Origin of the sequence: Tenacibaculum adriaticum (assembly GCF_008124875.1) — a bacterium.
GTDB lineage: Bacteria > Bacteroidota > Bacteroidia > Flavobacteriales > Flavobacteriaceae > Polaribacter > Polaribacter adriaticus.
In genome coordinates, this window is record NZ_VNIA01000001.1 from 758,737 (window position 1) to 780,003 (window position 21,267).

At 31.2% G+C, this 21,267-nt stretch carries 23 protein-coding genes; 8 read left to right on the top strand and 15 right to left on the bottom strand.

The genetic code is table 11. From position 1 onward, the window contains the following. The first annotated feature begins 179 nt into the window (after positions 1-179). The 5 genes from C7447_RS03520 (at position 180) to C7447_RS03540 (ending at position 3,251) form a co-directional block, all read left to right on the top strand. Positions 180-899, top strand: a complete 720-nt coding sequence (locus tag C7447_RS03520) for a MotA/TolQ/ExbB proton channel family protein (RefSeq protein WP_148868811.1) — start codon at positions 180-182, stop codon at positions 897-899. Positions 900-907: 8 nt separating this feature from the next. Beyond that, on the top strand, positions 908-1,375 hold the full coding sequence (locus tag C7447_RS03525) for a hypothetical protein (RefSeq protein WP_148868812.1): 468 nt from the start codon (positions 908-910) through the stop codon (positions 1,373-1,375). A gap of 6 nt (positions 1,376-1,381) precedes the next feature. Further along, the gene (locus C7447_RS03530; RefSeq protein WP_148868814.1) at positions 1,382-2,014 is read left to right on the top strand and encodes an ExbD/TolR family protein; all 633 of its coding nucleotides are present in this window, start codon (positions 1,382-1,384) and stop codon (positions 2,012-2,014) included. 21 nt (positions 2,015-2,035) lie between these two features. After that, on the top strand, positions 2,036-2,506 hold the full coding sequence (locus C7447_RS03535; protein ID WP_148868816.1) for an ExbD/TolR family protein: 471 nt from the start codon (positions 2,036-2,038) through the stop codon (positions 2,504-2,506). 124 nt (positions 2,507-2,630) lie between these two features. Then, on the top strand, positions 2,631-3,251 hold the full coding sequence (locus C7447_RS03540) for a porin family protein (RefSeq protein ID WP_246143007.1): 621 nt from the start codon (positions 2,631-2,633) through the stop codon (positions 3,249-3,251). Here C7447_RS03540 and C7447_RS03545 read toward each other — a convergent pair. The 3 genes from C7447_RS03545 to asnS form a co-directional block, all read right to left on the bottom strand. After that, entirely contained in the window at positions 3,246-3,845 is a 600-nt protein-coding gene (locus C7447_RS03545; protein WP_148868820.1) for a hypothetical protein, read from the bottom strand. The two genes, C7447_RS03540 and C7447_RS03545, sit on opposite strands and share 6 nt — an antisense overlap. Beyond that, positions 3,845-5,305: an RNA polymerase factor sigma-54 gene (gene rpoN, locus C7447_RS03550; protein ID WP_148868822.1), complete on the bottom strand. Its 1,461-nt coding sequence runs from the start codon at positions 5,303-5,305 to the stop codon at positions 3,845-3,847. The genes C7447_RS03545 and rpoN overlap by 1 nt, the downstream gene beginning before the upstream one ends. A gap of 138 nt (positions 5,306-5,443) precedes the next feature. Next, positions 5,444-6,877: an asparagine--tRNA ligase gene (asnS, locus tag C7447_RS03555; RefSeq protein WP_148868823.1), complete on the bottom strand. Its 1,434-nt coding sequence runs from the start codon at positions 6,875-6,877 to the stop codon at positions 5,444-5,446. Between the two features lie 120 nt (positions 6,878-6,997). Here asnS and C7447_RS03560 point away from each other — a divergent pair, with 120 nt between their 5' ends. Next, entirely contained in the window at positions 6,998-8,053 is a 1,056-nt protein-coding gene (locus tag C7447_RS03560) for an ATP-binding protein (RefSeq protein ID WP_148868825.1), read from the top strand. A 1-nt stretch (position 8,054) separates the two neighbouring features. Here the strand turns inward: C7447_RS03560 and C7447_RS03565 are convergent, their stop codons facing one another. From C7447_RS03565 to C7447_RS03605, 9 genes are all read right to left on the bottom strand, one after another. Further along, entirely contained in the window at positions 8,055-8,786 is a 732-nt protein-coding gene (locus tag C7447_RS03565; protein WP_148868827.1) for a helix-turn-helix transcriptional regulator, read from the bottom strand. A gap of 194 nt (positions 8,787-8,980) precedes the next feature. Continuing rightward, complete coding sequence (locus C7447_RS03570; protein WP_148868828.1) at positions 8,981-11,344, bottom strand: efflux RND transporter permease subunit; 2,364 nt, start codon at positions 11,342-11,344, stop codon at positions 8,981-8,983. A 94-nt stretch (positions 11,345-11,438) separates the two neighbouring features. Continuing rightward, positions 11,439-11,993, bottom strand: a complete 555-nt coding sequence (gene frr, locus C7447_RS03575; RefSeq protein ID WP_148868830.1) for a ribosome recycling factor — start codon at positions 11,991-11,993, stop codon at positions 11,439-11,441. 26 nt (positions 11,994-12,019) lie between these two features. Continuing rightward, a complete protein-coding gene (gene pyrH, locus C7447_RS03580) occupies positions 12,020-12,730 on the bottom strand; it encodes a UMP kinase (protein WP_148868831.1) in 711 nt (236 codons plus the stop codon). A 108-nt stretch (positions 12,731-12,838) separates the two neighbouring features. Further along, the gene (tsf, locus tag C7447_RS03585) at positions 12,839-13,804 is read right to left on the bottom strand and encodes a translation elongation factor Ts (protein WP_148868833.1); all 966 of its coding nucleotides are present in this window, start codon (positions 13,802-13,804) and stop codon (positions 12,839-12,841) included. A gap of 84 nt (positions 13,805-13,888) precedes the next feature. Beyond that, complete coding sequence (gene rpsB / locus C7447_RS03590; protein WP_148868835.1) at positions 13,889-14,653, bottom strand: 30S ribosomal protein S2; 765 nt, start codon at positions 14,651-14,653, stop codon at positions 13,889-13,891. 116 nt (positions 14,654-14,769) lie between these two features. Continuing rightward, positions 14,770-15,156 carry a 30S ribosomal protein S9 gene (gene rpsI, locus C7447_RS03595; protein WP_148868836.1) on the bottom strand — a complete coding sequence of 129 codons (387 nt, stop codon included), beginning with the start codon at positions 15,154-15,156 and terminating at the stop codon, positions 14,770-14,772. Further along, positions 15,156-15,611 carry a 50S ribosomal protein L13 gene (rplM, locus tag C7447_RS03600; RefSeq protein WP_148868838.1) on the bottom strand — a complete coding sequence of 152 codons (456 nt, stop codon included), beginning with the start codon at positions 15,609-15,611 and terminating at the stop codon, positions 15,156-15,158. Before rplM ends, rpsI begins: the two co-directional genes overlap by 1 nt. Positions 15,612-15,784: 173 nt before the next feature. After that, positions 15,785-16,633 (bottom strand): OmpA/MotB family protein, encoded by an 849-nt coding sequence (locus tag C7447_RS03605; RefSeq protein ID WP_148868840.1) that lies wholly within the window; start codon positions 16,631-16,633, stop codon positions 15,785-15,787. A gap of 115 nt (positions 16,634-16,748) precedes the next feature. Between C7447_RS03605 and C7447_RS03610 the strand changes: the two genes are divergently transcribed. Further along, a complete protein-coding gene (locus tag C7447_RS03610; protein WP_148868841.1) occupies positions 16,749-17,723 on the top strand; it encodes an FAD:protein FMN transferase in 975 nt (324 codons plus the stop codon). On the opposite strand, the gene C7447_RS03615 is transcribed toward C7447_RS03610, so the two are convergent. Beyond that, positions 17,720-18,490 (bottom strand): class I SAM-dependent methyltransferase, encoded by a 771-nt coding sequence (locus C7447_RS03615; RefSeq protein ID WP_148868843.1) that lies wholly within the window; start codon positions 18,488-18,490, stop codon positions 17,720-17,722. The genes C7447_RS03610 and C7447_RS03615 overlap by 4 nt on opposite strands. A 3-nt stretch (positions 18,491-18,493) precedes the next feature. Then, positions 18,494-19,312 carry a type I methionyl aminopeptidase gene (map, locus tag C7447_RS03620; RefSeq protein WP_148868845.1) on the bottom strand — a complete coding sequence of 273 codons (819 nt, stop codon included), beginning with the start codon at positions 19,310-19,312 and terminating at the stop codon, positions 18,494-18,496. A gap of 121 nt (positions 19,313-19,433) precedes the next feature. Between map and C7447_RS03625 the strand changes: the two genes are divergently transcribed. Further along, complete coding sequence (locus C7447_RS03625) at positions 19,434-20,702, top strand: acetyl-CoA hydrolase/transferase family protein (RefSeq protein WP_148868847.1); 1,269 nt, start codon at positions 19,434-19,436, stop codon at positions 20,700-20,702. 26 nt (positions 20,703-20,728) lie between these two features. Here C7447_RS03625 and C7447_RS03630 read toward each other — a convergent pair whose 3' ends face one another. Continuing rightward, on the bottom strand, positions 20,729-21,259 hold the full coding sequence (locus C7447_RS03630; RefSeq protein WP_148868849.1) for a thioredoxin family protein: 531 nt from the start codon (positions 21,257-21,259) through the stop codon (positions 20,729-20,731). Between the last annotated feature and the right edge of the window lie 8 nt (positions 21,260-21,267).

Here is a 21,267-nt window from a genome sequence, read left to right on the forward strand (position 1 = left end):
ATACCTGATGTTTTTTTTTATGGATCCAACATTTTTTTGTTATTTGGCACTCTGAAAACTGAGGGGATTTCTTAAGTGTTATTTAAATAACTAATCTTTTAAAGGGGTCTTCCTGTGTTTCGAAAGCAAAAAATTTGTATTTTTAACCCGTTAACTATTTAAAATTAATTATAACAAAGATGAAAAAAGTAGTAAATATCCTAACTATTGCAGGATTCATGTTCTTTGGAGCGATTCAATCAACTTTTGCACAAGAGGTAGTAGCTGAAAAAACTTTCCACCAAGAGTTAAAACAACGTTTTATTGAAGGAGGACCAGGTTTTATGGGAATTGTATTAGTAGCCTTAATTTTAGGTTTGGCTATCGCAATCGAAAGAATTATTTATTTAAACATGGCAACAACAAATACTAAGAAATTAGTAGCTAGCGTTGATGAAGCGTTAAGTTCAGGTGGTGTAGAAGCTGCTAAAGAAGTTTGTAGAAATACAAAAGGTCCTGTTGCCTCTATCTTTTATCAAGGTTTAGAAAGAGCTGATGAAGGTTTAGAAGCTGCTGAAAAAGCTGTAGTAGGATACGGTGGAGTACAAATGGGATTATTAGAAAAAAATATTTCTTGGATTTCATTATTTATTGCTTTAGCACCGATGTTAGGGTTTATGGGTACTGTAATTGGTATGATTGGAGCTTTTGATTCGATTGCAGTAGCAAACGATATTTCTCCAGCGGTAGTAGCAACAGGTATTAAAGTAGCCTTATTAACAACAGTATTTGGTTTAGTAGTAGCAATTATCTTACAGGTTTTTTACAACTATATCGTTTCTAAAGTAGATAGTATTGTAAACAATATGGAAGATGCATCTATCTCTTTAATTGATTTATTAGCTAAATACAAAAAATAATTTTTCTTATGAAAGGAAATAAATTAGCAAAATTCTTACCTCTAATAGTTGCCTTAGTTAGTGTAATAGGAGCAGTCCTATTCGTTAGGGTTTTTATGGCAGGGGAAGATTCGATAAAAACAGATCCAGCTGTGCAAGCTAGTGTAGTTAACCCATTAATAACTTTTTCTATGTGGTTATTATATGCAGCCATAGCTATCACTTTAGTACTAGCTATTTTGAGTTTAATTAAAAACCCAGCAGCCTTAAAGAAAACATTATTAGGATTAGCCGTATTAGGTGTTCTTTTACTTGTTTCTTATTTTTTATCTTCTGATGCAGCAGTGTATGATGTACAAGGAGTATTATTAAAAGATGGGCAAGCAGGAGCGACCTCTAAATGGGTTGGTACTGGTATTATATATAGTTTAATCTTAGGAGGTATTGGCTTATTCTTTTTTGTAATAGACTTAGTTAAAGGATTAATTAAATCATAATATATTATGGCAAGAAGAGAAAACCCAGAAATTAATGCAGGTTCGATGGCAGATATTGCCTTCTTGCTACTTATCTTTTTCCTTGTAACAACAACTATGGATGTAGATTCAGGTATCTCTAAAAAGTTAGCTGAAAAACCACCTAAAGATTATGTTCCGCCAAAAATTAAGATGAAAAACATCTTCGAAATCAGTATTAACCGTAATAACCAACTTTTTGTAGATGGTGAAGTTATGGAGTTAAAAGATTTAAAAGAAGCTGCAATTAAATTCATTGATAATGGAGGAGGAATAGGAAATCCAGTTGAAGGTGAGAAAGAGGGTAAGTCTTGTGATTATTGTGGTGGTGAAAGAGATGAGAATTCTTCAGATCACCCAAATAAAGCAATTATCTCTGTAGAAAGTGATAGAGCAACTGAATATGGAACTTATGTAACGGTACAAGATGAATTGTTAAGCGCTTATACTGAATTAAGAAACAGATTGTCTCAAAAGCGTTACGGTATGTCTTTTAATGAGTTAGAACAATTGTTTATTGATAGCGGACGTAAGGACGAAGAACTAAGAAAGAAAGTTGAAGATGTCAAAACAAGTTATCCTCAAATTATTACTGACTTAGATCCTACAGGAGCGAATTAATAAATATAAAAACGATAAAGTATGTCTAAATTCAGAAAGAAGAAAAAAGAAACGCCAGCGTTATCGACTGCGTCTTTACCAGATATTGTTTTTATGTTATTATTCTTCTTCATGGTAACGACTACCATGAGAGAAACTGATTTGCAAATAGATGCACCTCGTTTACCAAGTGCATCTGAAGTTAAGAAGTTAGAACATAAAAGTTTAGTAAGTACTATTTACGTAGGTAAAGCTAAAGATCCTAAATACGGAACAGGTTATAACAAGATTCAGTTAAATGATAAAATTGGGACACCAGATGATGTACCTGCTTTCATTATTAATGAAAGAGAAAAAGTATCTGAAGCTGAAATTCCTTTTATGACCACTTCTATTAAAGCAGATAAAGAATCAAATGTTGGTACATTAACTGATATTCGTTTAAAATTAAGAGATGTAAATGCTCTTAAATTAAGTTTGTCTACTCAAAAAGGAAGTACGATAAAGAAATAATTTTAAAATTATTTAATAATATAAAGGGCAATCATTTGATTGCTCTTTTTTTGTATAAAATGATTTATATTTATAGTTAGTTATGAAACATTGTATAGTCAGTCTTTTTTTTATTTTTATTTCTATGATTTCTTTTTCCCAGAAAGATTCATTGCAATTAGGAGACTCCTACTGGGAGGATCAGTTATATTTGAATATTACTTATAATATATTAGATAAGCAACCAACAGGTTTTGGAAATGGAGGTTTTTCATATGGATTTTCCGCAGGGTATATTAAAGATATTCCTTTCAACAGAAGAGGCAATTTTTCAACAGGAATTGGTATAGGCTACAATTACGATTCATTTAGTCATAACTTAACTCCTAATAATGTTGATTTTACTTCAAACCCTGATGCAATATCAAGTCAAATAGGATTACATAATTTAGAGTTTCCAATTCAAATTAGATGGAGAACGTCAGATGCTGTTACGTATTCATTTTGGAGAATATATACAGGTGTAAAGTTAAGTTATAATCTATCTAATAACTTTACATACACTATCGATAATGAAAAGTTCAGTTTTACTAATATTGATAAATATAATAATTTTCAAACAGGATTAGAACTGTCTGTAGGTTATGGTGCATTTAATTTATATGTGTATTACGGTTTAACACCTATGTATAAGGATGCTTATATTGATAATGAAAAAATAGACACAACTATTACTAAATTTGGATTGATTTTTTTTCTTTTATAACACCCAAAAGACTAAAAACTGACTAATAACCCCAATAAAAAACCCCATATAGACTTCTCTAGGAGTATGTGCTTTTAAATATAGTCTTGAGCTGGCTAATAAGCCTGATAAGATTATAAGGACTAAGATAACAGGAAGTATAGATATATTATGACTTTGTTGAAAAAGTAAAAAATATCCAACAGCATTTCCCATAGAAAGTAAATGTAGACTGGTTTTCTCTTTAAAAAGAAAAATAAAATAAACTAGTGTTAAACTTAATGAGGTTCCGTAAAATAAGTAGCTAAACTCTCTAGTTACTGATGTACTCATTAAGCTTTTTCCAACGAAAAAAAACAACCCTGTCATAAAAAGAATTGGAATTTTCCTTTCAGGAATAGTTTTTACTTGATACGTTTCTATTACTCCAATTGCGCGTAAAAAAATTAAAAGGAGAATAGGAATAATGTAGGTAGAAATAAATACCATACTTAGTACAGCTAATTGCTGTTCTCTTGTAATTTTTACTTCTGATAAAATAAAAAACAAAAGTACACCCACAGTAGGCATAACAATGGGGTGTAATATTGCAGATATAAACTTATACCAACGCATTAAATTTCTTTACGAAGGCGTGCTACAGATATATCTAATTGTTCACGGTATTTAGCTACCGTTCTTCTAGCAATAGGATACCCTTTTTCTTTTAAAAGTAGTGCTAGTTTTTCATCTGTTAAAGGTTTTCTTTTGTCCTCTTCAGAAATCACAGTTTCTAAAATCTTTTTTATTTCTCGGGTAGACACATCTTCTCCTTGATCGTTTTTCATCGATTCTGAGAAGAATTCCTTGATTAATTTGGTTCCGTATGGTGTAGATACATATTTGCTATTTGCAACGCGAGAAACAGTTGAAACGTCCATATTAATTTCATCAGCAATGTCTTTTAAAATCATAGGTTTTAACTTACGTTCATCACCTGTTAAAAAGTAATCATATTGATGATGCATAATTGAATTCATGGTGATTAAAAGTGTTTGTTGACGTTGTTTTATCGCATCAATGAACCATTTAGCTGCATCTAGTTTTTGTTTGATGAACATCACAGCATCTTTTTGCGACTTACTTTTTTCTTTCGAATCACTATAACCTTTTAACATGTTGTTGTACTCTCTAGAAACATGTAATTCAGGTGCATTTCTTGAGTTTAAAGTCAACTCTAATTCACCGTCAATAATTTTAATAGAAAAATCAGGAACAATTTGTTCCGCAAATTTATTATTGCCAGCATAAGAACTACCTGGTTTTGGATTTAATTTTCCAATTTCGGTAATAACCTCTTTTAATTTCTCTTCAGAAATATTAAATTTTTCGAGAAGTTTATTATAATGTTTTTTTACAAAATGATCAAAAGCATTTTCTAGAATATTAATAGCTAAACTACGGCTTTCTTTTTCTGATTTAGATTTTAACTGAATAATTAAACATTCTCTTAAATCACGTGCGCCTACACCAATCGGATCTAATCTATGCACAACTTCTATCAGTATTCTTTCAACTTCTTCTTCAGTGGTGAATATGTTTTGTGTAAAAGCCAAATCATCAACTAAATCGATAATTTCTCTTCTTATATATCCACTATCATCAATGCTTCCGACTAAAAACTCAGCAATAGCACGTTCATCATCATTAATTCTGAAAGTATTTAATTGATTTAATAAAGATTGATGAAAGCTAGTTCCTGCAGCATAAGGAACATTTTTTTCTTCATCGTCAGACGAATAATTATTGGCTTGTGTTTTATAGCTCGGATATTCATCGTCGCTTAAATATTCATCAATATTTATATCATCTGTTTCAATTTTTTCTGTGCCAGCATCATCATCGTATTCGTTCGACAAGGTATCTTCAAAATTTTCAGCCTCTTCTTTCCCAGAATCTAGTGCCGGATTTTCCTCAATTTCTTGCTTTAATCTTTCTTCAAAAGCTTGTGTAGGCAATTGAATCAACTTCATCAATTGAATTTGTTGAGGCGATAACTTTTGAAGTAATTTATATTGTAAACTTTGTTTTAGCATAACCAACTAACCATGTTAGATTAATTTTATTGTAACATCCTTAAAAGTAAAGGTAATTAAACAAAAATAAAGATAATCTTGTTAAAAAATAAATCGCCACTCATAAAGAATGGCGATTATTAATTTTTTATTTAAATTTTAAAATTCAGCATTTTGCGGAGTTCTAGGGAAAGGTATTACGTCACGGATGTTGCCCATACCTGTGGTGAATAATACCAAGCGCTCGAAACCTAATCCGAAACCTGAGTGAACAGCAGTACCGAATTTACGAGTATCTAAATACCACCATAATTCTTCTTCTTCTATACCTAAAGCTTCCATTTTCTCTTTTAAAACATCTAAACGTTCTTCTCTTTGAGAACCACCAACCATTTCACCAATTCCTGGGAATAAAACATCCATGGCACGAACCGTTTTACCGTCTTCATTTAAGCGCATATAAAATGCTTTGATACTCGCAGGATAATCAAATAAAATCACAGGACATTTAAAGTGTTTTTCAACTAAAAAACGCTCGTGCTCTGATTGTAAATCTGCTCCCCATTCGTTGATAGGAAATTGAAATTTTTTCTTTTTGTTTGGCTTTGAATTACGTAAAATATCAATAGCTTCAGTATAAGACACTCTTTTAAAGTTATTATCAACCACAAAATGTAGCTTTTCAATCAAGCTCATTTCACTGCGTTCAGCTTGTGGTTTTGTTTTTTCTTCTTGTGCTAACCTATTGTCTAAAAACTCCAAATCATCTTTACAATTATCTAAGACATATTGAAGGACACCTTTTATGAAATCTTCCGATAAATCCATATTTGCATCCAAATCATTGAAAGCAACCTCAGGTTCTATCATCCAAAACTCTGCTAAGTGACGAGTTGTATTTGAGTTTTCAGCTCTAAATGTTGGACCAAAAGTATATACTTTTCCTAAAGCCATAGCATAGGTTTCTGCTTCTAACTGACCAGAAACCGTTAAATTGGTTTCCTTTCCGAAGAAATCTTGTGTGTAATCAACTTCTCCTTCTTCGTTTAATGGAGCTTTATTAGCTTCAAAGTTAGTTACCTTAAACATTTCTCCAGCACCTTCAGCATCCGACCCTGTAATAATAGGTGTGTTTACATAATAAAAACCGTTTTGCTGAAAGTATTGGTGCACAGCAAAAGACAATGCAGAACGAACACGCATAACTGCACTAAATGTATTTGTACGAACACGCAAATGCGCATTTTCACGTAAAAACTCGAAACTGTGTTTTTTAGGTTGAATAGGATATTCTTCAGGATTAGAATCTCCTAATATTTCTAAAGTAGTTACTTGTATTTCTGATGTTTGGCCTTTTCCTTGGCTTTCAACTAAAGTTCCTTTTATAGAGACAGCAGCACTCGTTGTAATACGTTTTAATAAATCTTCATTAGTATTTTCGAAATCTACAACACATTGAATATTTTTGATTGTAGAACCATCGTTTAATGCAATAAATCGATTACTACGAAATGTTCTCACCCAACCATTTACATGTACTTCATGCAAGAATTTATCTGACTCTAATAGTTCTTTTACGCTACTTCTTTTCATCTTCTAAAAATTGAGTTGCAAAGATACTTTTTTAAGAAGAATTGAGCAATGAGAATTTGCTTAGTTATGGTATTGATAATGAATACTTTCTTATTTTAGCGAATATTTTAAACCCCTACAATGTCAGTTATAACCTATAGAGAAGTTTTTGGTCAATTAAAGGCAGATTTAATAGGAAAGGATTCTTACAGAGGAATAACATTAACTTATGCTTGGTTAGCAAACCAATTTGGGCATATTGCACTTGGATTTATTCCTTCTTTTTTATTGAACCATTTTTTAATTGCTACTTCTATCTTTAAAAACCCTTTACTAACAAGTAGTATAGTAACTTTCTTTTGGTTTTTATTTGAGTTTTACAATTTTTTAGGACCATTATTACTAAAAAAAATATCGATTTCAGGAACTATGTATATTCCCCAAAAAAGTACATATGTTTTTACCCCTAGCTGGAAAAATATAGCTTTAGATACTTTTACAGATCTTTGTTTTTTTGCTTTAGGGGCATTTTCATTTGCTTATATTAAAACTCAAAGTGGTACTTCAATATTAATTTTAACAATTCTGTTAATTTATTTATCAGTAGCATCTAGATATTGGTTTTTAACAAAAATGTATCAATTTTATGCTAATTATCCGTTTCAGTTTAGGTTAAGTCAGTGGGATTTTTGTATTGATGAAATTGATAAACCAAAGATTGAAAATTTTTTAAATAATAATGATGCAGGAAAACATTTATTAATTTTTGGTTCTCAGTTAAGTGGAAAAACAAGTTTAGGTGTTGGGTTGTTAAACGAATTATCAATTAAACACAAATCTTGTTTGTATACGAGTGCTATAAAGTTGTATACTTATTTTTTTGTTGAAGATAATTTATTAATAAACAAAAGAAAATTATGGACTTGGAAAGAATCTAAATATTTAATTATAGATGATGTTAATCCTGGAAACCCTATAAAAGAAGAATTAGTTTGTCCTGACAAATTTTTAAAGTTTTTAGATCCTACAGAAATAGGAAAAGTAAATGAAGAAAATTGCGAAATACTCTCACAAAAAAATATTATCTGGATTTTAGGGAATTATAAAGAAGAAAATTTAGAAGAAAATAACTGGGTTAAAATGCTTTTACAAATAGGAGTAAATAGAAAAAAAATAGATATAATTAATTTAACGTAAGTTATAAAATGTGATTGGTGTAAGCAAAACTTATTAAATGAGGTAAACTTTTCACATTAAATCTTTTATAAAGGGGTATTATACGTTTTTCTATCGCGGATTGACTTACGTTTAGATTGTTAGCAATTTCTTTAAAAGCAAGTCCCTTGGCAGCCAAACTCAATGCTTCTTTTTCTTTTCTTGAAATTGCAAAATGCTTAAAAAGCTCTTTACTTAGAGTTTCTTCAAATTCAGATTTATCCGGGCCATAGGCTGCATATTGCATTACATTCCCAAATTTTAAAGATGGAACAATTTGTGAAACACCAATAATTTCTTCTATATTTCCATTATTAGTCTTGTAAATTCCAACTCTAGAAAAAAGAGGTACAATATTTCCGTTTTTATGAATTTTTTCTACTTCTAAAGTAAAACTATACTTTTCCAAGTCTTTTTCTCTCGAGTTTACAAACTTTAAACCTTTCTCGTTTAATTCACTAGAAAAAGACATATGCCTTTCGGAAGTACTCGTAATAATTTTGAATAATGAAATTTCATCATCATTATATCCTAAAACATCAAACCAGCCTTTTGCATACACCATTCTCTTTTCTTTAAAAGAATAAACATACACAGCTTCTCCTAAAAAGCTAGGAATGGTCTTATCATATAGTTTAAATATGTGACTATTTAAATCGGCAGGAATATCAGTAACTATTGATTTTGGATAATCTCCGTAACTTTTATTTTTCATAATAATAAACCTGCGTAAAGACACAGTTGTGTAAACTTAAATTAGTACATAAATTTGCTTCGAAAATAAGAAATATGTAGCAAAACTTAAGTCTCCTAACCATATTTTGAGAAAGAAAAAGTTATTAAGAACAATATCTACAAAAATTGTTCAATTACAAAACCAGTTGTGTTATGGGGATCGCAACTGGTTTTTTATTTATCTTCTTTTGGAGGTAATATTTTAAAGTTGGTTTCTTTTAGTACTTTTTTATTAGCAATCTTTTTCTCAAAAGACAAAAGTAAAGAAGGAAGTAGCAGTAAGTTTGAAATCATTGCTAATAAAAGAGTGACTGAAACCAAACCACCTAGAGCGATAGTTCCTCCAAAACTAGAAATTGTAAATACTAAAAAACCAAAGAATAGAACAATAGATGTATAGAACATACTTACACCTGTTTCTCTTAAAGCTGAATAAACAGCAGGTTTTATTTTCCAATTATTGGCTAACAATTCTTGTCTGTATTTTGCTAAAAAGTGAATAGTATCATCAACAGAAATACCAAAAGCTATACTAAATACTAAGATAGTTGAAGGCTTTATTGGAATGCCAAAGAAGCCCATTAGCCCTGCTGTAATTAACAAAGGAAGCATATTTGGGATTAAAGAGATTAAGATCATTTGTGCAGATCTAAACATCCAAGCCATAAAAATTGAAATTAAAATGATGGCTAAGGTTAAAGAAATTACTAAATTCTTAATTAAATAATTAGTTCCTTTTAAGAAAACTAAAGCCTTTCCTGTCATAGAAACATTAAACTTATCATCAGGAAATTGCTTTTTAATAACAGCATTTAATCGGTCTTGAATAATATCCATTTTATCAGTACCAATGTCTTTCATAAATGTAGTTATTCTAGCATATCTTCCCGTAGAATCAACAAAGTTTTTTAACATTCCAGCATTGCTATTAGAATTTTTTGTGTAAGCGAAAATATAGCTTTGCTCTTGTGAAGTTGGTAATTGATAATATTTTGGATTTCCGTTATAGTAAGCCTGTTTGGAGTATTTTACTAGGTTGGTAACAGAAATCGGTTTTGATAATTCAGGAAAAGTTTCGATGGTTTCATTTAATTTTTCCATCTTTTTTAAAGTAGAAAGCTTCATAACACCTTTTTCTTTCTTGGTGTCAATTAAAATTTCCAAAGGCATAATACCTCCGAACTCTTTTTCAAAGAACTTTATGTCTTTGTAAAATTGCATTCCTTTAGGCATATCTTCTATCAAACTCCCTGAAACACGGATTTGAAAAAGACCAACCATACTTAACATTATTATAACAACGGTTGTTATGTATATCGTAATTCGTTGCTGTTTAACCATTCTTTCCATCCAAGCAACCACATTACTCATCCATTTTTTTTCAAGATGATTAAGGTGTTTTTTCTCTGGAAGAGGCATAAAACTATATAAAATCGGAATAATTAATAGTGCTAAAATGAATATACTAACAATATTTATAGACGCTAAAATTCCAAATTCACGCAACAATTGACTTTTCACAAACACAAAAGTTGCAAAACCAGATGCTGTAGTGATGTTCGTCATCAATGTAGCGTTTCCAATTTTAGAAATAACTCGCTGTAAAGATTTTGCTTGATTACCGTGTTTTTTTACTTCTTGCTGATATTTATTGATTAAGAAAACAGCATTAGGAACACCAATAACAATGATTAATGGAGGAATAAGTGCAGATAAAACAGTTATTTCATATTGAAATAATCCGATAAAACCAAATGCCCAAATAACTCCAACACCTACGACTAATAAAGTGATAAAGGTTGCTCTAAACGAGCGAAAAAAGAAAAAGAAAATTACTGCTGTTATTAATAGTGCGCCTAAAACAAAAATTCCCATTTCATCAATAATATTTTGAGAATTTACTGTACGAATGTATGGCATACCAGAAATACGAACATCTATATTATACTTTTTTTCAAAATCATTAATTTTAGGAATTAATATTTCTGCTATAAAGTCTCTACGAGCAGGAGTATTTACTAAATCTTTTTTTATGTAAATAGCAGTTTGAATTGTGCCATCTTCATTGTAAAGTAGGTTTTCGTAAAATGGAAGTTTTTCGAAAAGTTGTGTTTTTATTTTATCTACTTCCTCCTTTGTTTTCGGAGTTTCACTAAATAAGTCTTCTACAATAAATTTTCGTTGTTTTCGGTCAGCTTTTAATTGTTTAACATCTGATATAGAAACTGTGAAATCTACTTGCGCTACACTGTCGAAAGATTTTACTAATTCATTCCAAGCATTAAATTTTTCAGGACTAAATATAGTACTGTCTTTTACACCTAAAATGACTAAATTACCTTCTTCACCAAAAATGTCTAAGAATTTATCATATTCTATATTAGCTTCATGGTCTTGAGGAAGAAGATTCGCTTCAGTATAAGAAAACCGGATATATTTTGTTTGGGTTACTAAAAAAGTGGTTATCAAAGCAATTACAAATAAAACCAAGTATCGGTTTCTTAATATAAATCCAGCAATTCTAGTCCAAAATGTCATTCAAAAAAATTTATGCGAAGGTAATTTTAAAAAAATAGTTTTTAAGAAAAAAAAGAGTGTCTAAGAACACTCTTTGTCTTGTTTTAAAAGAAAATTAAACGGTCATTATTTCTTTTTCTTTTACAGAAAATTTATCGTCTATTCCTTTTACAAATTTATCGGTTAAAGTTTGTACATCAGCCTCAGCTATCTTTTTCATATCATCAGAGACCTCTGTTTTTTTAATTTCATTATTAGCTTCTTTACGAGCATTTCTAACACCAACTTTAGCGTGCTCAGCTTCAGCTTTAGCTTGTTTTGCTAAATCTCGTCTACGTTCTTCTGTTAAAGCAGGTACGCTAATTATAATAAGATCACCATTATTCATAGGATTAAAACCAAGATTTGCAAGCATGATTGCTTTTTCGATTTCTTGTAACATATTTTTTTCCCAAGGTTGAATCGTTATGGTACGCGCATCAGGTGTGCTTACGTTTGCAATTTGACTTAATGGAGTTTGAGATCCATAATAATCAACTTGTACGTTTTGCAACATAGCTGGAGTGGCTTTACCTGCTCTAATGCTACGTAATTCTTTTTCTAAATGCGCAATTGCGCTATTCATAGCTTCTTTGGCTGTGTCTATAATAAAGTCTATTTCTTCATTCATCTTTTTAAAAAATTTAAAGATATCGTTTACTCGTTATCAACTATTGTTCCAATCTGTTCTCCAGAAACTAACTTCAGTAAGTTTCCTTTAGTGTTCATATCGAAGACAATAATTGGTAAATTATTTTCTTCACTTAAAGTAAAAGCAGTCATATCCATCACTTTTAGCCCTTTTTCAATAACGTCTTTAAATGTAATGGTTTCAAACTTAACTGCGTTTTTATTTTTTTCTGGATCTACATCGTAAATTCCATCTACTCGAGTTCCTTTTAAAATGGCGTCTGCATTAATTTCTATAGCTCTTAAAACTGCTGCAGTATCTGTAGTGAAATAAGGATTTCCTGTTCCTGCACCAAAAATAACTACTCGTCCTTTTTCTAAATGACGAATAGCACGCCTTTTAATGTATGGCTCTGCAATTTCTTTAATTTCAATAGCAGTTTGTAAACGTGTATACACACCAGTATCTTCTAAGGCACTTTGTAAGGCTAAACCATTAATACAAGTTGCCAACATTCCCATATGATCACCTTGAACACGATCCATACCTTGGCTAGCACCTGCAACTCCTCTAAAAATATTTCCACCACCAATAACAATGGCTACTTCAATACCTCTATCTACAACTTCTTTTATTTCTTGTGCGTATTCTTTTAATCTTTTTGGATCAATTCCATATTGACGGTCACCCATTAAAGCTTCGCCACTTAATTTTAAAAGTATTCTTTTGTACTGCATAGTTTTGTCGAAAGTTTTGCAAATATAGTAATTAGATTTATCTGATTTTAATGAAAATAAAAAACCTCGCAAATTTGCGAGGTTTTTATTATTTATTTCGAAAAAGAATTATCCTAAAGTAACTCTTACGAAGTTTTTAACTTCAACGTCTCCGAATGATTTTACATATTCTTCAACAGTTTTCTTATCGTCTTTAATAAATTTTTGATCTAATAAACATTGTTCTTGATCTAAAGTAGTATTATCAGAAACGAATCTTTCCATCTTACCAGGTAAAATTCTATCCCAAATTTGTTCTGGTTTACCTTCAGCTTTTAATTCTGCTTTAGCAGCTTCTTCAGCTTTAGCCATAGCATCATCAGTAAGTTGTAATCTAGAAACGAATTGAGGTACGTTTTTAAGAGTTTTTCCTAAACGTACTAATTCTTCATTGTCTTTTATAATAGCAGCTATTCTTGCTTCAGTTTCTGACGCTACATATGCAGGATCAAAATCTTTGTAAGTTAATGAAGTTGCTCCCATAGAAGCAGCTTGCATAGCTAAATCTTTAGTTAATTCTGCTGCTTTATCAATAGCTTTAGTTAAACCGACCATAGCAGCAATTTTACCAACGTGAGTATAAGAACCTACGTATGGAGCTTCAATAGTTTCGAAAGAAGTAATATCGATTTTTTCACCAATAACACCAGTTTGTTCGATTAACTTTTCAGCAACTGTCATTCCTCCGAAATCTGCCGCTAAAAATTCTTCTTTAGTTTTATGATTAAAAGCAATATCAACAAATTGTTTTGCTAAATCTTTAAATGAATCATTTTTAGAAACAAAGTCAGTTTCACAAGCTAATACGATAGCAACACCGTAAGTATTATCGTCACTTATTTTTGTGATAGCAACACCTTCAGTAGATTCACGATCTGCTCTTTTTGCAGCAATTTTCTGACCTTTTTTACGTAAAATCTCAATAGCTTTGTCAAAGTTTCCTTCAGCTTCTACTAATGCATTTTTACAATCCATCATTCCTGCACCTGTAGTTTCTCTTAATTTTTTTACGTCAGCAGCACTAATTTTAGACATTTTCTTTATTTTTTAAAGTTGTGATAATTTTTGAAAGGTATAAAAAAATAAAGGCTCCAATATTATGAAGCCTTTATCTAATTATTATTTTGCTTCTTCTTTTGCTTCTTCTTTTGCTTCAGTTTTAGCTCCTACTTTATCAGCAGGTTTAGCTTTTTCTTTATCTGCTTTTCTTTCAGATAAACCTTCAGCGATAGCATCAGTTACATATGATAATACTTTATCAATAGATTTAGATGCGTCATCGTTTGCAGGAATTACAAAATCAATCGGTCTTGGATCAGAGTTTGTATCAACCATTGCAAAGATTGGAATGTTTAAGTTTAATGCTTCTGCAACAGCAATGTGCTCTTTTTTAACATCAATTACAAAAATAGCTCCAGGTAAACGCGTCATATCAGAAATAGAACCTAAGTTTTTTTCTAATTTTTCACGTTGACGGTTAATTTGTAATTTTTCTCTTTTTGATAATGCATCAAAAGAACCATCTTGCTTCATTCTATCAATAGTAGCCATTTTTTTAACTGCCTTTCTAATAGTAACGAAATTTGTTAACATACCTCCTGGCCAACGCTCGGTAATATAAGGCATGTTTACAGCTTTTGCTTTTTCTGAAACGATATCTTTAGCTTGCTTTTTAGTTGCAACGAATAAGATTTTACGTCCTGAAGCAGCAATTTTATTTAATGCAGCTGATGCTTCATCAATTTTAGCTGATGTTTTATACAAATCGATGATGTGAACACCATTACGCTCTGTATAAATGTATGGAGCCATATTTGGGTTCCATTTTCTAGTTAAGTGACCAAAGTGTACGCCACTTTCTAGTAATTCTTGAATATTTGCCATTTTAATAAATGTGTTTACGTTCTGTTTTCACAATACTTCAGTAGTTTTTCAAGTCTGAAATATTTAGATACTAAACTGTTAAAAATTGATTTATAAATAACAGCTCTAATAAACGATTAACGTTTAGAGAACTGGAATTTCTTACGTGCTTTCTTTTGACCAAATTTCTTACGCTCAACCATTCTTGGGTCACGTGTTAATAATCCTTCTGGCTTTAATACAGCTTTGTGCTCTTCGTTAATAGCTACCAATGCTCTAGTAATTGCTAAACGGATAGCTTCTGCTTGTCCTGTTACACCACCACCAAAAACGTTTACTTTAATGTCGTAAGCCTCTAAGTTTTCTGTTAACATTAAAGGTTGTTGTACCTTATATTGTAACGTTGGCGTTGTAAAGTAATTTTTATAGTCTTTTTTATTAACAGTAATGTTCCCTTTACCTTCAGAAAGATAAATACGAGCAACAGCTGTTTTTCTTCTACCTATTTTGTGAACTGTTTCCATTATTTAAGATCGTTAAGGTTAATAGCTTTTGGTTTTTGAGCTTCTTGTTGGTGCTCAGTACCTGCGTTAACATATAAATTCTTGAATAACGCACTACCTAATTTGTTTTTAGGTAACATACCTTTTACTGCTTTTTCAATTAATCTCGTAGGATCTTTTTGAAACATTTCTGTTGCAGTTAATGATCTTTGTCCTCCTGGATAACCTGTGTGACGGATATAAGATTTATCAGCCCATTTGTTTCCAGTTAAAATAATTTTTTCAGCGTTGATGATTACAACGTTGTCACCACAATCCACGTGAGGAGTGTAGTTTGGTTTGTACTTACCTCTAATTAGCATTGCTACTTTAGAAGCCAAACGACCCAATGTCTGTCCGTCCGCATCAACTAAAACCCACTCCTTGTTTACTGTAGTGCTATTAGCAGATACTGTTTTGTAACTTAATGTGTTCATAATTACACGATTAGTTTTTGTCTATGATTAATAATTTTATAATTTCCCTTAAAAAAGGACTGCAAAAGTACAACTATTTATTTGTTTGACAAATAGTGTGTTAGTTTATTTTTTAAATAAAAAAACCACACTAATTTTAGTGTGGTTTTTGATAATACATTATTTTAAATAAATTATTCTACTTTTTGGTCTAATAAATTGAAGAACTGATTTAATCTTGGCATAACAATAATTTTTGTTCTTCTATTTTTAGATTTGTTTTCAGGAGAATCATTAGCAACTAAAGGTATATAACTACTTCTACCAGCTGCAATTAATCTTTGAGGAGCAACTCCGTAATTATTTTGTAACTCACGTACGATAGCTGTTGAACGTTTTACACTTAAATCCCAGTTATCTTTCAATGAAGAATTACTTGAAATAGGGGTGTCATCTGTATGACCTTCAATCATTACATCCATTTCAGGTTGCCCATTTACAACAGTTGCCACTTTTTCTAAAACTTTAGAGGCTTTATCTGTAATTGTGTAGCTTCCGCTTTTAAATAATAATTTATCAGAAATCGAAATAAATACAACAGTTTTTTCAACATTTACTTCAATGTCTTCATCATCAATTCCTTGCTGTAATTCTTTCTTTAAATGAAAGGCAACAACTAAATTTAATGAATCTTTTTTACTAGCAGCAGCTCTAATTCTATTTATGTATTTGTCTTTTTTACTTAATTGAGCTAAAGTTTCTTTGATATTGTCATTAGCACCTTTTGTTAGTACAGTTAAATCACCAACTTGCTGTAATGTGTTTTCTTTGTCTTTTCTAAGATCATCTACAGTACCTTGTAGAAAACTAGATTTTTCTTCAAAGCGTTCTTTTTCAACCAAACATTTGGTTAAATTGGTTTTAACGGCTAATAATTCGTCTTTGGTTTGCTCATGTTTTGCTTTTAAAGCATCTAGTTCCTTACTAGAGGCACATGAGGCAGCAATAATAGCTAAGGTAAGGAGTACAACTATTTTTTTCATCTTGTTTTTCGTGTTAGAATGTCTAACAAAGTTATAAAAATGATGATACAAAAATCATATTTAACGAATTTTTATGAAGAAAAAATAAATTATTTTTGTGATATAATTTTTTAAAATGAAAAATAGCACGTTTTATTACCTAATTTTCCTTTCTGTTTTCTTAACCAGTTGTAAACAAGAAAAAAATAAATTAATAACTCAATTACAAGGACCTGTTTTTGGAACTACTTATCATATTACTTACGAGGATCCGCTAGATTATCAACAATCTATAGATAGTTTATTTTATTTAGTGAATAAATCGCTTTCTACCTATATGCCAACTTCAGATATTTCTCGTATTAATAAAAACGATACAACTGTGGTAGTGGATGATTTATTTATTGAAGTTTTTAATAAATCGAAGAAAATATATAAAGAAACAGATGGTTATTTTGATGTGACAGTGGGTAATTTGGTGAATGCCTACGGATTTGGTTCTAAAAAGGGAAAACACGATTTGTCTTTTGCTGAAATTGCTGATATGATGAAGCTTGTTGGGTTTGATAAGGTTGAATTAAAAGATCGAAAAATAATTAAACAAGATTCAGGTATTGAATTTGATGTAAATTCAATTGCAAAAGGTTTCGGAATTGATGTGATAGCTCGTTTTTTAGAACAAAAAAACATCCAGAATTATTTGGTAGAAATAGGAGGAGAGATTAGATGTAAAGGGTTAAAAGAAGGAAAACCTTGGCGTGTCGCTATTGAAAAACCAAACATTGACGGAACGCAATCTATTCAGAAGACGATTGAATTGACTAATAAATCGATGGCAACTTCTGGTAATTATAGAAAATATAGAGTCGGAGAAGATGGGAAAAAATATGTGCATATTTTAAATCCTTTAACAGGATTAGCTCAAGAAAGTAATTTGTTAAGTGCATCGGTAATTGCCGAAAAAGATTGTGCAGATGTAGATGCTTACGCTACCGCTTTTATGGCAATGGGTTTAGAGAAAACAAAAGAGTTTTTAGAAGAGTATAATGAAATTAAAGTGATTTTATTGTACGCAAATGAAGAAGGTAAAATAGTTGAGTTTACAAACTAACTTTTATAACAAACAGGTAAAATTTCACCTTTCATTAAAGCATATCGTTCTAGTAATTCTGGGGCGATTTTTTTTGTGTAGTCTATTTCGTCTACTTTAAAACCAATAGAACGAAGTTTGTCAAAATAATCGCGACCATACACTCGAACATGATCGTACTGACCGAATATTTTTGCACGTTCCTTAGGGTCGTTAATTGAGTCGTCTTCAAAAGTGACTTCTCTGCTGATATCTTGCGGAATTTGAAAAATACCCATTCCTTTTTGTTTTAAAACCCGATACAATTCTTGCATTGCTTTCGTGTCATCAGGAATGTGTTCCAAAACATGGTTGCAAAAAACAACATCAAAAGAATTGTCATCAAAAGGTAAATCACAAATATCTGCTTTCACATCTGCAATTGGTGATTCTAAATCTGAAGTTATATAATCAAGGTTTTTTTGATTTCTAAAAATGTCTAAAAAACATTGTTCAGGAGCAATATGCAATACTTTCAGCTTTTCTTCCGAAGTAAAAAAATCAGTTTCATCCTTTAAAAATAACCACATTAAACGATGTCTTTCTAAGGATAGCGTAGAAGGGGAAAGTGCGTTTTTTCGTTGAACACCATATCCGTAGGGTAAAAATTTACGAAAAGATCTTCCGTCGATAGGGTCGGTAAAATTATCACCTTTTAACCACCAAGCTACTACAGGACGCACAGCATAACTCGCTTTAATTAGAAAAGGGCGAGGGATGGTGTTTAAAATAGCTTTAAAAATCGACACGTTTTATAAAACTAAAGGTTGCTGTCTGAATTCATTTTCTTCATCACTTACGATACCTAATGCATCATAAATGTATTGGAAAGTCGATAATAATTCTGGTTTACCATCAATAATAGCAACATCGTGTTCAAAATGTGCGCTCGGTTTTCCATCTAAGGTGGTAATCGTCCAACCGTCTTTATGTTGTTTTATTTTTTGTGTTCCCATGTTTGTCATTGGCTCTATGGCAACAACCATCCCTTCAATAAATTTTTTACCACGACCTCTTCGCCCGTAGTTTGGCATTTCAGGATCTTCATGCATCTTTTTTCCTAAACCATGACCTACTAATTCACGAACTACACCGTAACCGTGTTTTTCAGTAAAATTTTGAATAGCAAAACCAACATCTCCAACTCTATTACCAACTTTCAATTCACGAATACCTACATATAAACTTTCTTTGGTAATATCAAGTAATTTTTGAGTTTCTGGATCAATTTCTCCGACAGCAAAAGTGTATGCATGATCGCCATAAAAATCATTTTTAATAGCTCCGCAATCAATAGAAATAATATCACCCTCTTGTAATGGAGTTTTATTTGGGATACCATGAACAACCTGAGAATTCGGACTCATGCATAATGTATTCGGAAAATCATATAAACCTAAAAAACCAGGTATTGCACCTTGCTCACGAATAAATTCTTCGGCAAGTTTATCAAGGTATAAAGTAGTAACTCCTGGTTTTACTTCTTTAGCAAGCATTCCTAAAGTTTTGGAAACTATTAATGCACTTTCACGCATTAATTCAATCTCTTCTCTGGTTTTTTGTATAATCATATTGCAAAATAAAGCGCAAAGATACTCTAATACTTAGAAAGATAAAATTCTTAAAATATGATTTTTAATAGCTTTTAATAATAAAGCTATTTTTAAATTTGTAACTCAATAAGAAAAAAATATGAGTAAGTACACATCTGCCGAAGAGGCTGTAAAAGTTATTTCTTCTAATAGTAGAGTTTATGTTCAAGCAGCGGCGGCTGTACCACAAGTATTAATTAATGCAATGTCGGCGAGACATGAGGAATTGAGAAATGTTGAAATTTGTCATTTGCATATTGAAGGTGATGCACCGTATGCAAATCCGAAGTTTAGAGATAGTTTTCATGTAAACTCTTTCTTTATTGGTAAAAATGTTAGACATACTTTAAAATCTGGAAATGGATCTTATACACCTGTTTTTTTAAGCGAGGTGCCTTTATTGTTTAATCGTAATATTTTACCATTAGATGCAGTGCTTATTCATGTATCTCCACCTGATAGTCATGGGTATTGTTCGTTGGGTGTCTCGGTGGAAGCTACGCTTGCTGCAATAAGTAATGCTAAAAATGTGATAGCACAAGTAAATCCGCAAATGCCGCGTGTTCATGGTGAAGGAATTATTCATATTTCAGAGATTGATACTTTGATAGAAGTTGATTTGCCGATTCCAGAGCATCATTTAAAGGCGCCAACAGAAATTGAACAAAAAATTGGTGATTATGTAGCAGAATTAATTGAAGATGAAAGTACTCTACAGATGGGTATTGGTACAATACCAAATGCCGTTTTATCGAGATTAGGAAATCATAAAAATTTAGGATTACATACTGAGATGTTTTCTGACGGAGTAATCGATCTAATTTTAAAGAATGTAATTAATGGAGATTTTAAAGGAGTAAATCCAGGAAGAGCTTTGGCTACATTTTTAATGGGGAGCAAGCGATTGTATGATTATGTTGATGACAATCCGTATGTAGAAATGCGATCTTGCGATTATGTAAATGATACTTCTAATATAAGATTGAACCCTAAAATGATTGCTATCAATTCTGCTATTGAGGTAGATTTAACTGGGCAAATTTGTGCAGATTCTATTGGAATTAACATGTATTCTGGAGTTGGTGGGCAAATGGATTTTATGCGAGGAGCTTCTTTAAGTGAGGGAGGAAAAGCAATTATAGCGTTACCATCAACTACCAAAAATGGACAAAGTAAAATTGTACCTTATTTAAAAACAGGAGCAGGAGTTGTAACTACCAGAGCGCATGCAAATTATGTGGTTACAGAATATGGTGTGGCTAGTTTATTTGGAAAAAGTATTAAACAACGAGTAAAAGCTTTGGTAAAAATAGCACATCCAAACCATCGAGAAGAGATTGATAAAGCTTATTATGAAGCTACACATTAAAAAAAGACATCCTAGGATGCCTTTTTTTACTTTTGATATGCGTGTTTGTAATTTTTTTCTGAAACTATTTGAAGTATATCATATTCTAAAGAAGCTCCATTAACAGTATGTTCCACAAATCGACCTAATTCTTTTCCGTCTTTATAAAAAATAAATGTAGGAACACGAACGACATCGTAACCTTTTTCCAACCCTTTCGCTTTCTTTTTACGATCTACGGTTACTAATTCTAAATTAATATAGTTAAAACCTACTTCATCTAGTGTTTTGTAAAGATTTGGGATTTCACGTTGACTATCCCCACACCAAGTTCCCATAAAACCTTTAATGGTAACTCCATCTAATTTAGATTTAAGTGCGGTTATTACTTTTTTGTCGGTTTCGTAGTATTCGTAAAAGTCATTAAACCATTCACTGCCATAAGGTTCTTGTTTAAAACTTTCTTTAGTAGCAATCCCTATTAAATTCCCGTCTTTATTTTTTTTTGCAGGAAATTGTTGTGTTACCCCACACGAAAAAAATATAGATAGGATAAATATATAAGTTAATTTTTTCATTCTTTTTA

Coding starts and splice junctions, on each gene's coding strand:
- C7447_RS03520 (WP_148868811.1), top strand. CDS start 180: ATGAAAAAAGTAGTAAATATCCTAACTATTGCAGGATTCATGTTCTTT.
- C7447_RS03525 (WP_148868812.1), top strand. CDS start 908: ATGAAAGGAAATAAATTAGCAAAATTCTTACCTCTAATAGTTGCCTTA.
- C7447_RS03530 (WP_148868814.1), top strand. CDS start 1,382: ATGGCAAGAAGAGAAAACCCAGAAATTAATGCAGGTTCGATGGCAGAT.
- C7447_RS03535 (WP_148868816.1), top strand. CDS start 2,036: ATGTCTAAATTCAGAAAGAAGAAAAAAGAAACGCCAGCGTTATCGACT.
- C7447_RS03540 (WP_246143007.1), top strand. CDS start 2,631: ATGATTTCTTTTTCCCAGAAAGATTCATTGCAATTAGGAGACTCCTAC.
- C7447_RS03545 (WP_148868820.1), bottom strand. CDS start 3,845: ATGCGTTGGTATAAGTTTATATCTGCAATATTACACCCCATTGTTATG.
- rpoN (WP_148868822.1), bottom strand. CDS start 5,305: ATGCTAAAACAAAGTTTACAATATAAATTACTTCAAAAGTTATCGCCT.
- asnS (WP_148868823.1), bottom strand. CDS start 6,877: ATGAAAAGAAGTAGCGTAAAAGAACTATTAGAGTCAGATAAATTCTTG.
- C7447_RS03560 (WP_148868825.1), top strand. CDS start 6,998: ATGTCAGTTATAACCTATAGAGAAGTTTTTGGTCAATTAAAGGCAGAT.
- C7447_RS03565 (WP_148868827.1), bottom strand. CDS start 8,786: ATGAAAAATAAAAGTTACGGAGATTATCCAAAATCAATAGTTACTGAT.
- C7447_RS03570 (WP_148868828.1), bottom strand. CDS start 11,344: ATGACATTTTGGACTAGAATTGCTGGATTTATATTAAGAAACCGATAC.
- frr (WP_148868830.1), bottom strand. CDS start 11,993: ATGAATGAAGAAATAGACTTTATTATAGACACAGCCAAAGAAGCTATG.
- pyrH (WP_148868831.1), bottom strand. CDS start 12,730: ATGCAGTACAAAAGAATACTTTTAAAATTAAGTGGCGAAGCTTTAATG.
- tsf (WP_148868833.1), bottom strand. CDS start 13,804: ATGTCTAAAATTAGTGCTGCTGACGTAAAAAAATTAAGAGAAACTACA.
- rpsB (WP_148868835.1), bottom strand. CDS start 14,653: ATGGCAAATATTCAAGAATTACTAGAAAGTGGCGTACACTTTGGTCAC.
- rpsI (WP_148868836.1), bottom strand. CDS start 15,156: ATGGAAACAGTTCACAAAATAGGTAGAAGAAAAACAGCTGTTGCTCGT.
- rplM (WP_148868838.1), bottom strand. CDS start 15,611: ATGAACACATTAAGTTACAAAACAGTATCTGCTAATAGCACTACAGTA.
- C7447_RS03605 (WP_148868840.1), bottom strand. CDS start 16,633: ATGAAAAAAATAGTTGTACTCCTTACCTTAGCTATTATTGCTGCCTCA.
- C7447_RS03610 (WP_148868841.1), top strand. CDS start 16,749: ATGAAAAATAGCACGTTTTATTACCTAATTTTCCTTTCTGTTTTCTTA.
- map (WP_148868845.1), bottom strand. CDS start 19,312: ATGATTATACAAAAAACCAGAGAAGAGATTGAATTAATGCGTGAAAGT.
- C7447_RS03625 (WP_148868847.1), top strand. CDS start 19,434: ATGAGTAAGTACACATCTGCCGAAGAGGCTGTAAAAGTTATTTCTTCT.
- C7447_RS03630 (WP_148868849.1), bottom strand. CDS start 21,259: ATGAAAAAATTAACTTATATATTTATCCTATCTATATTTTTTTCGTGT.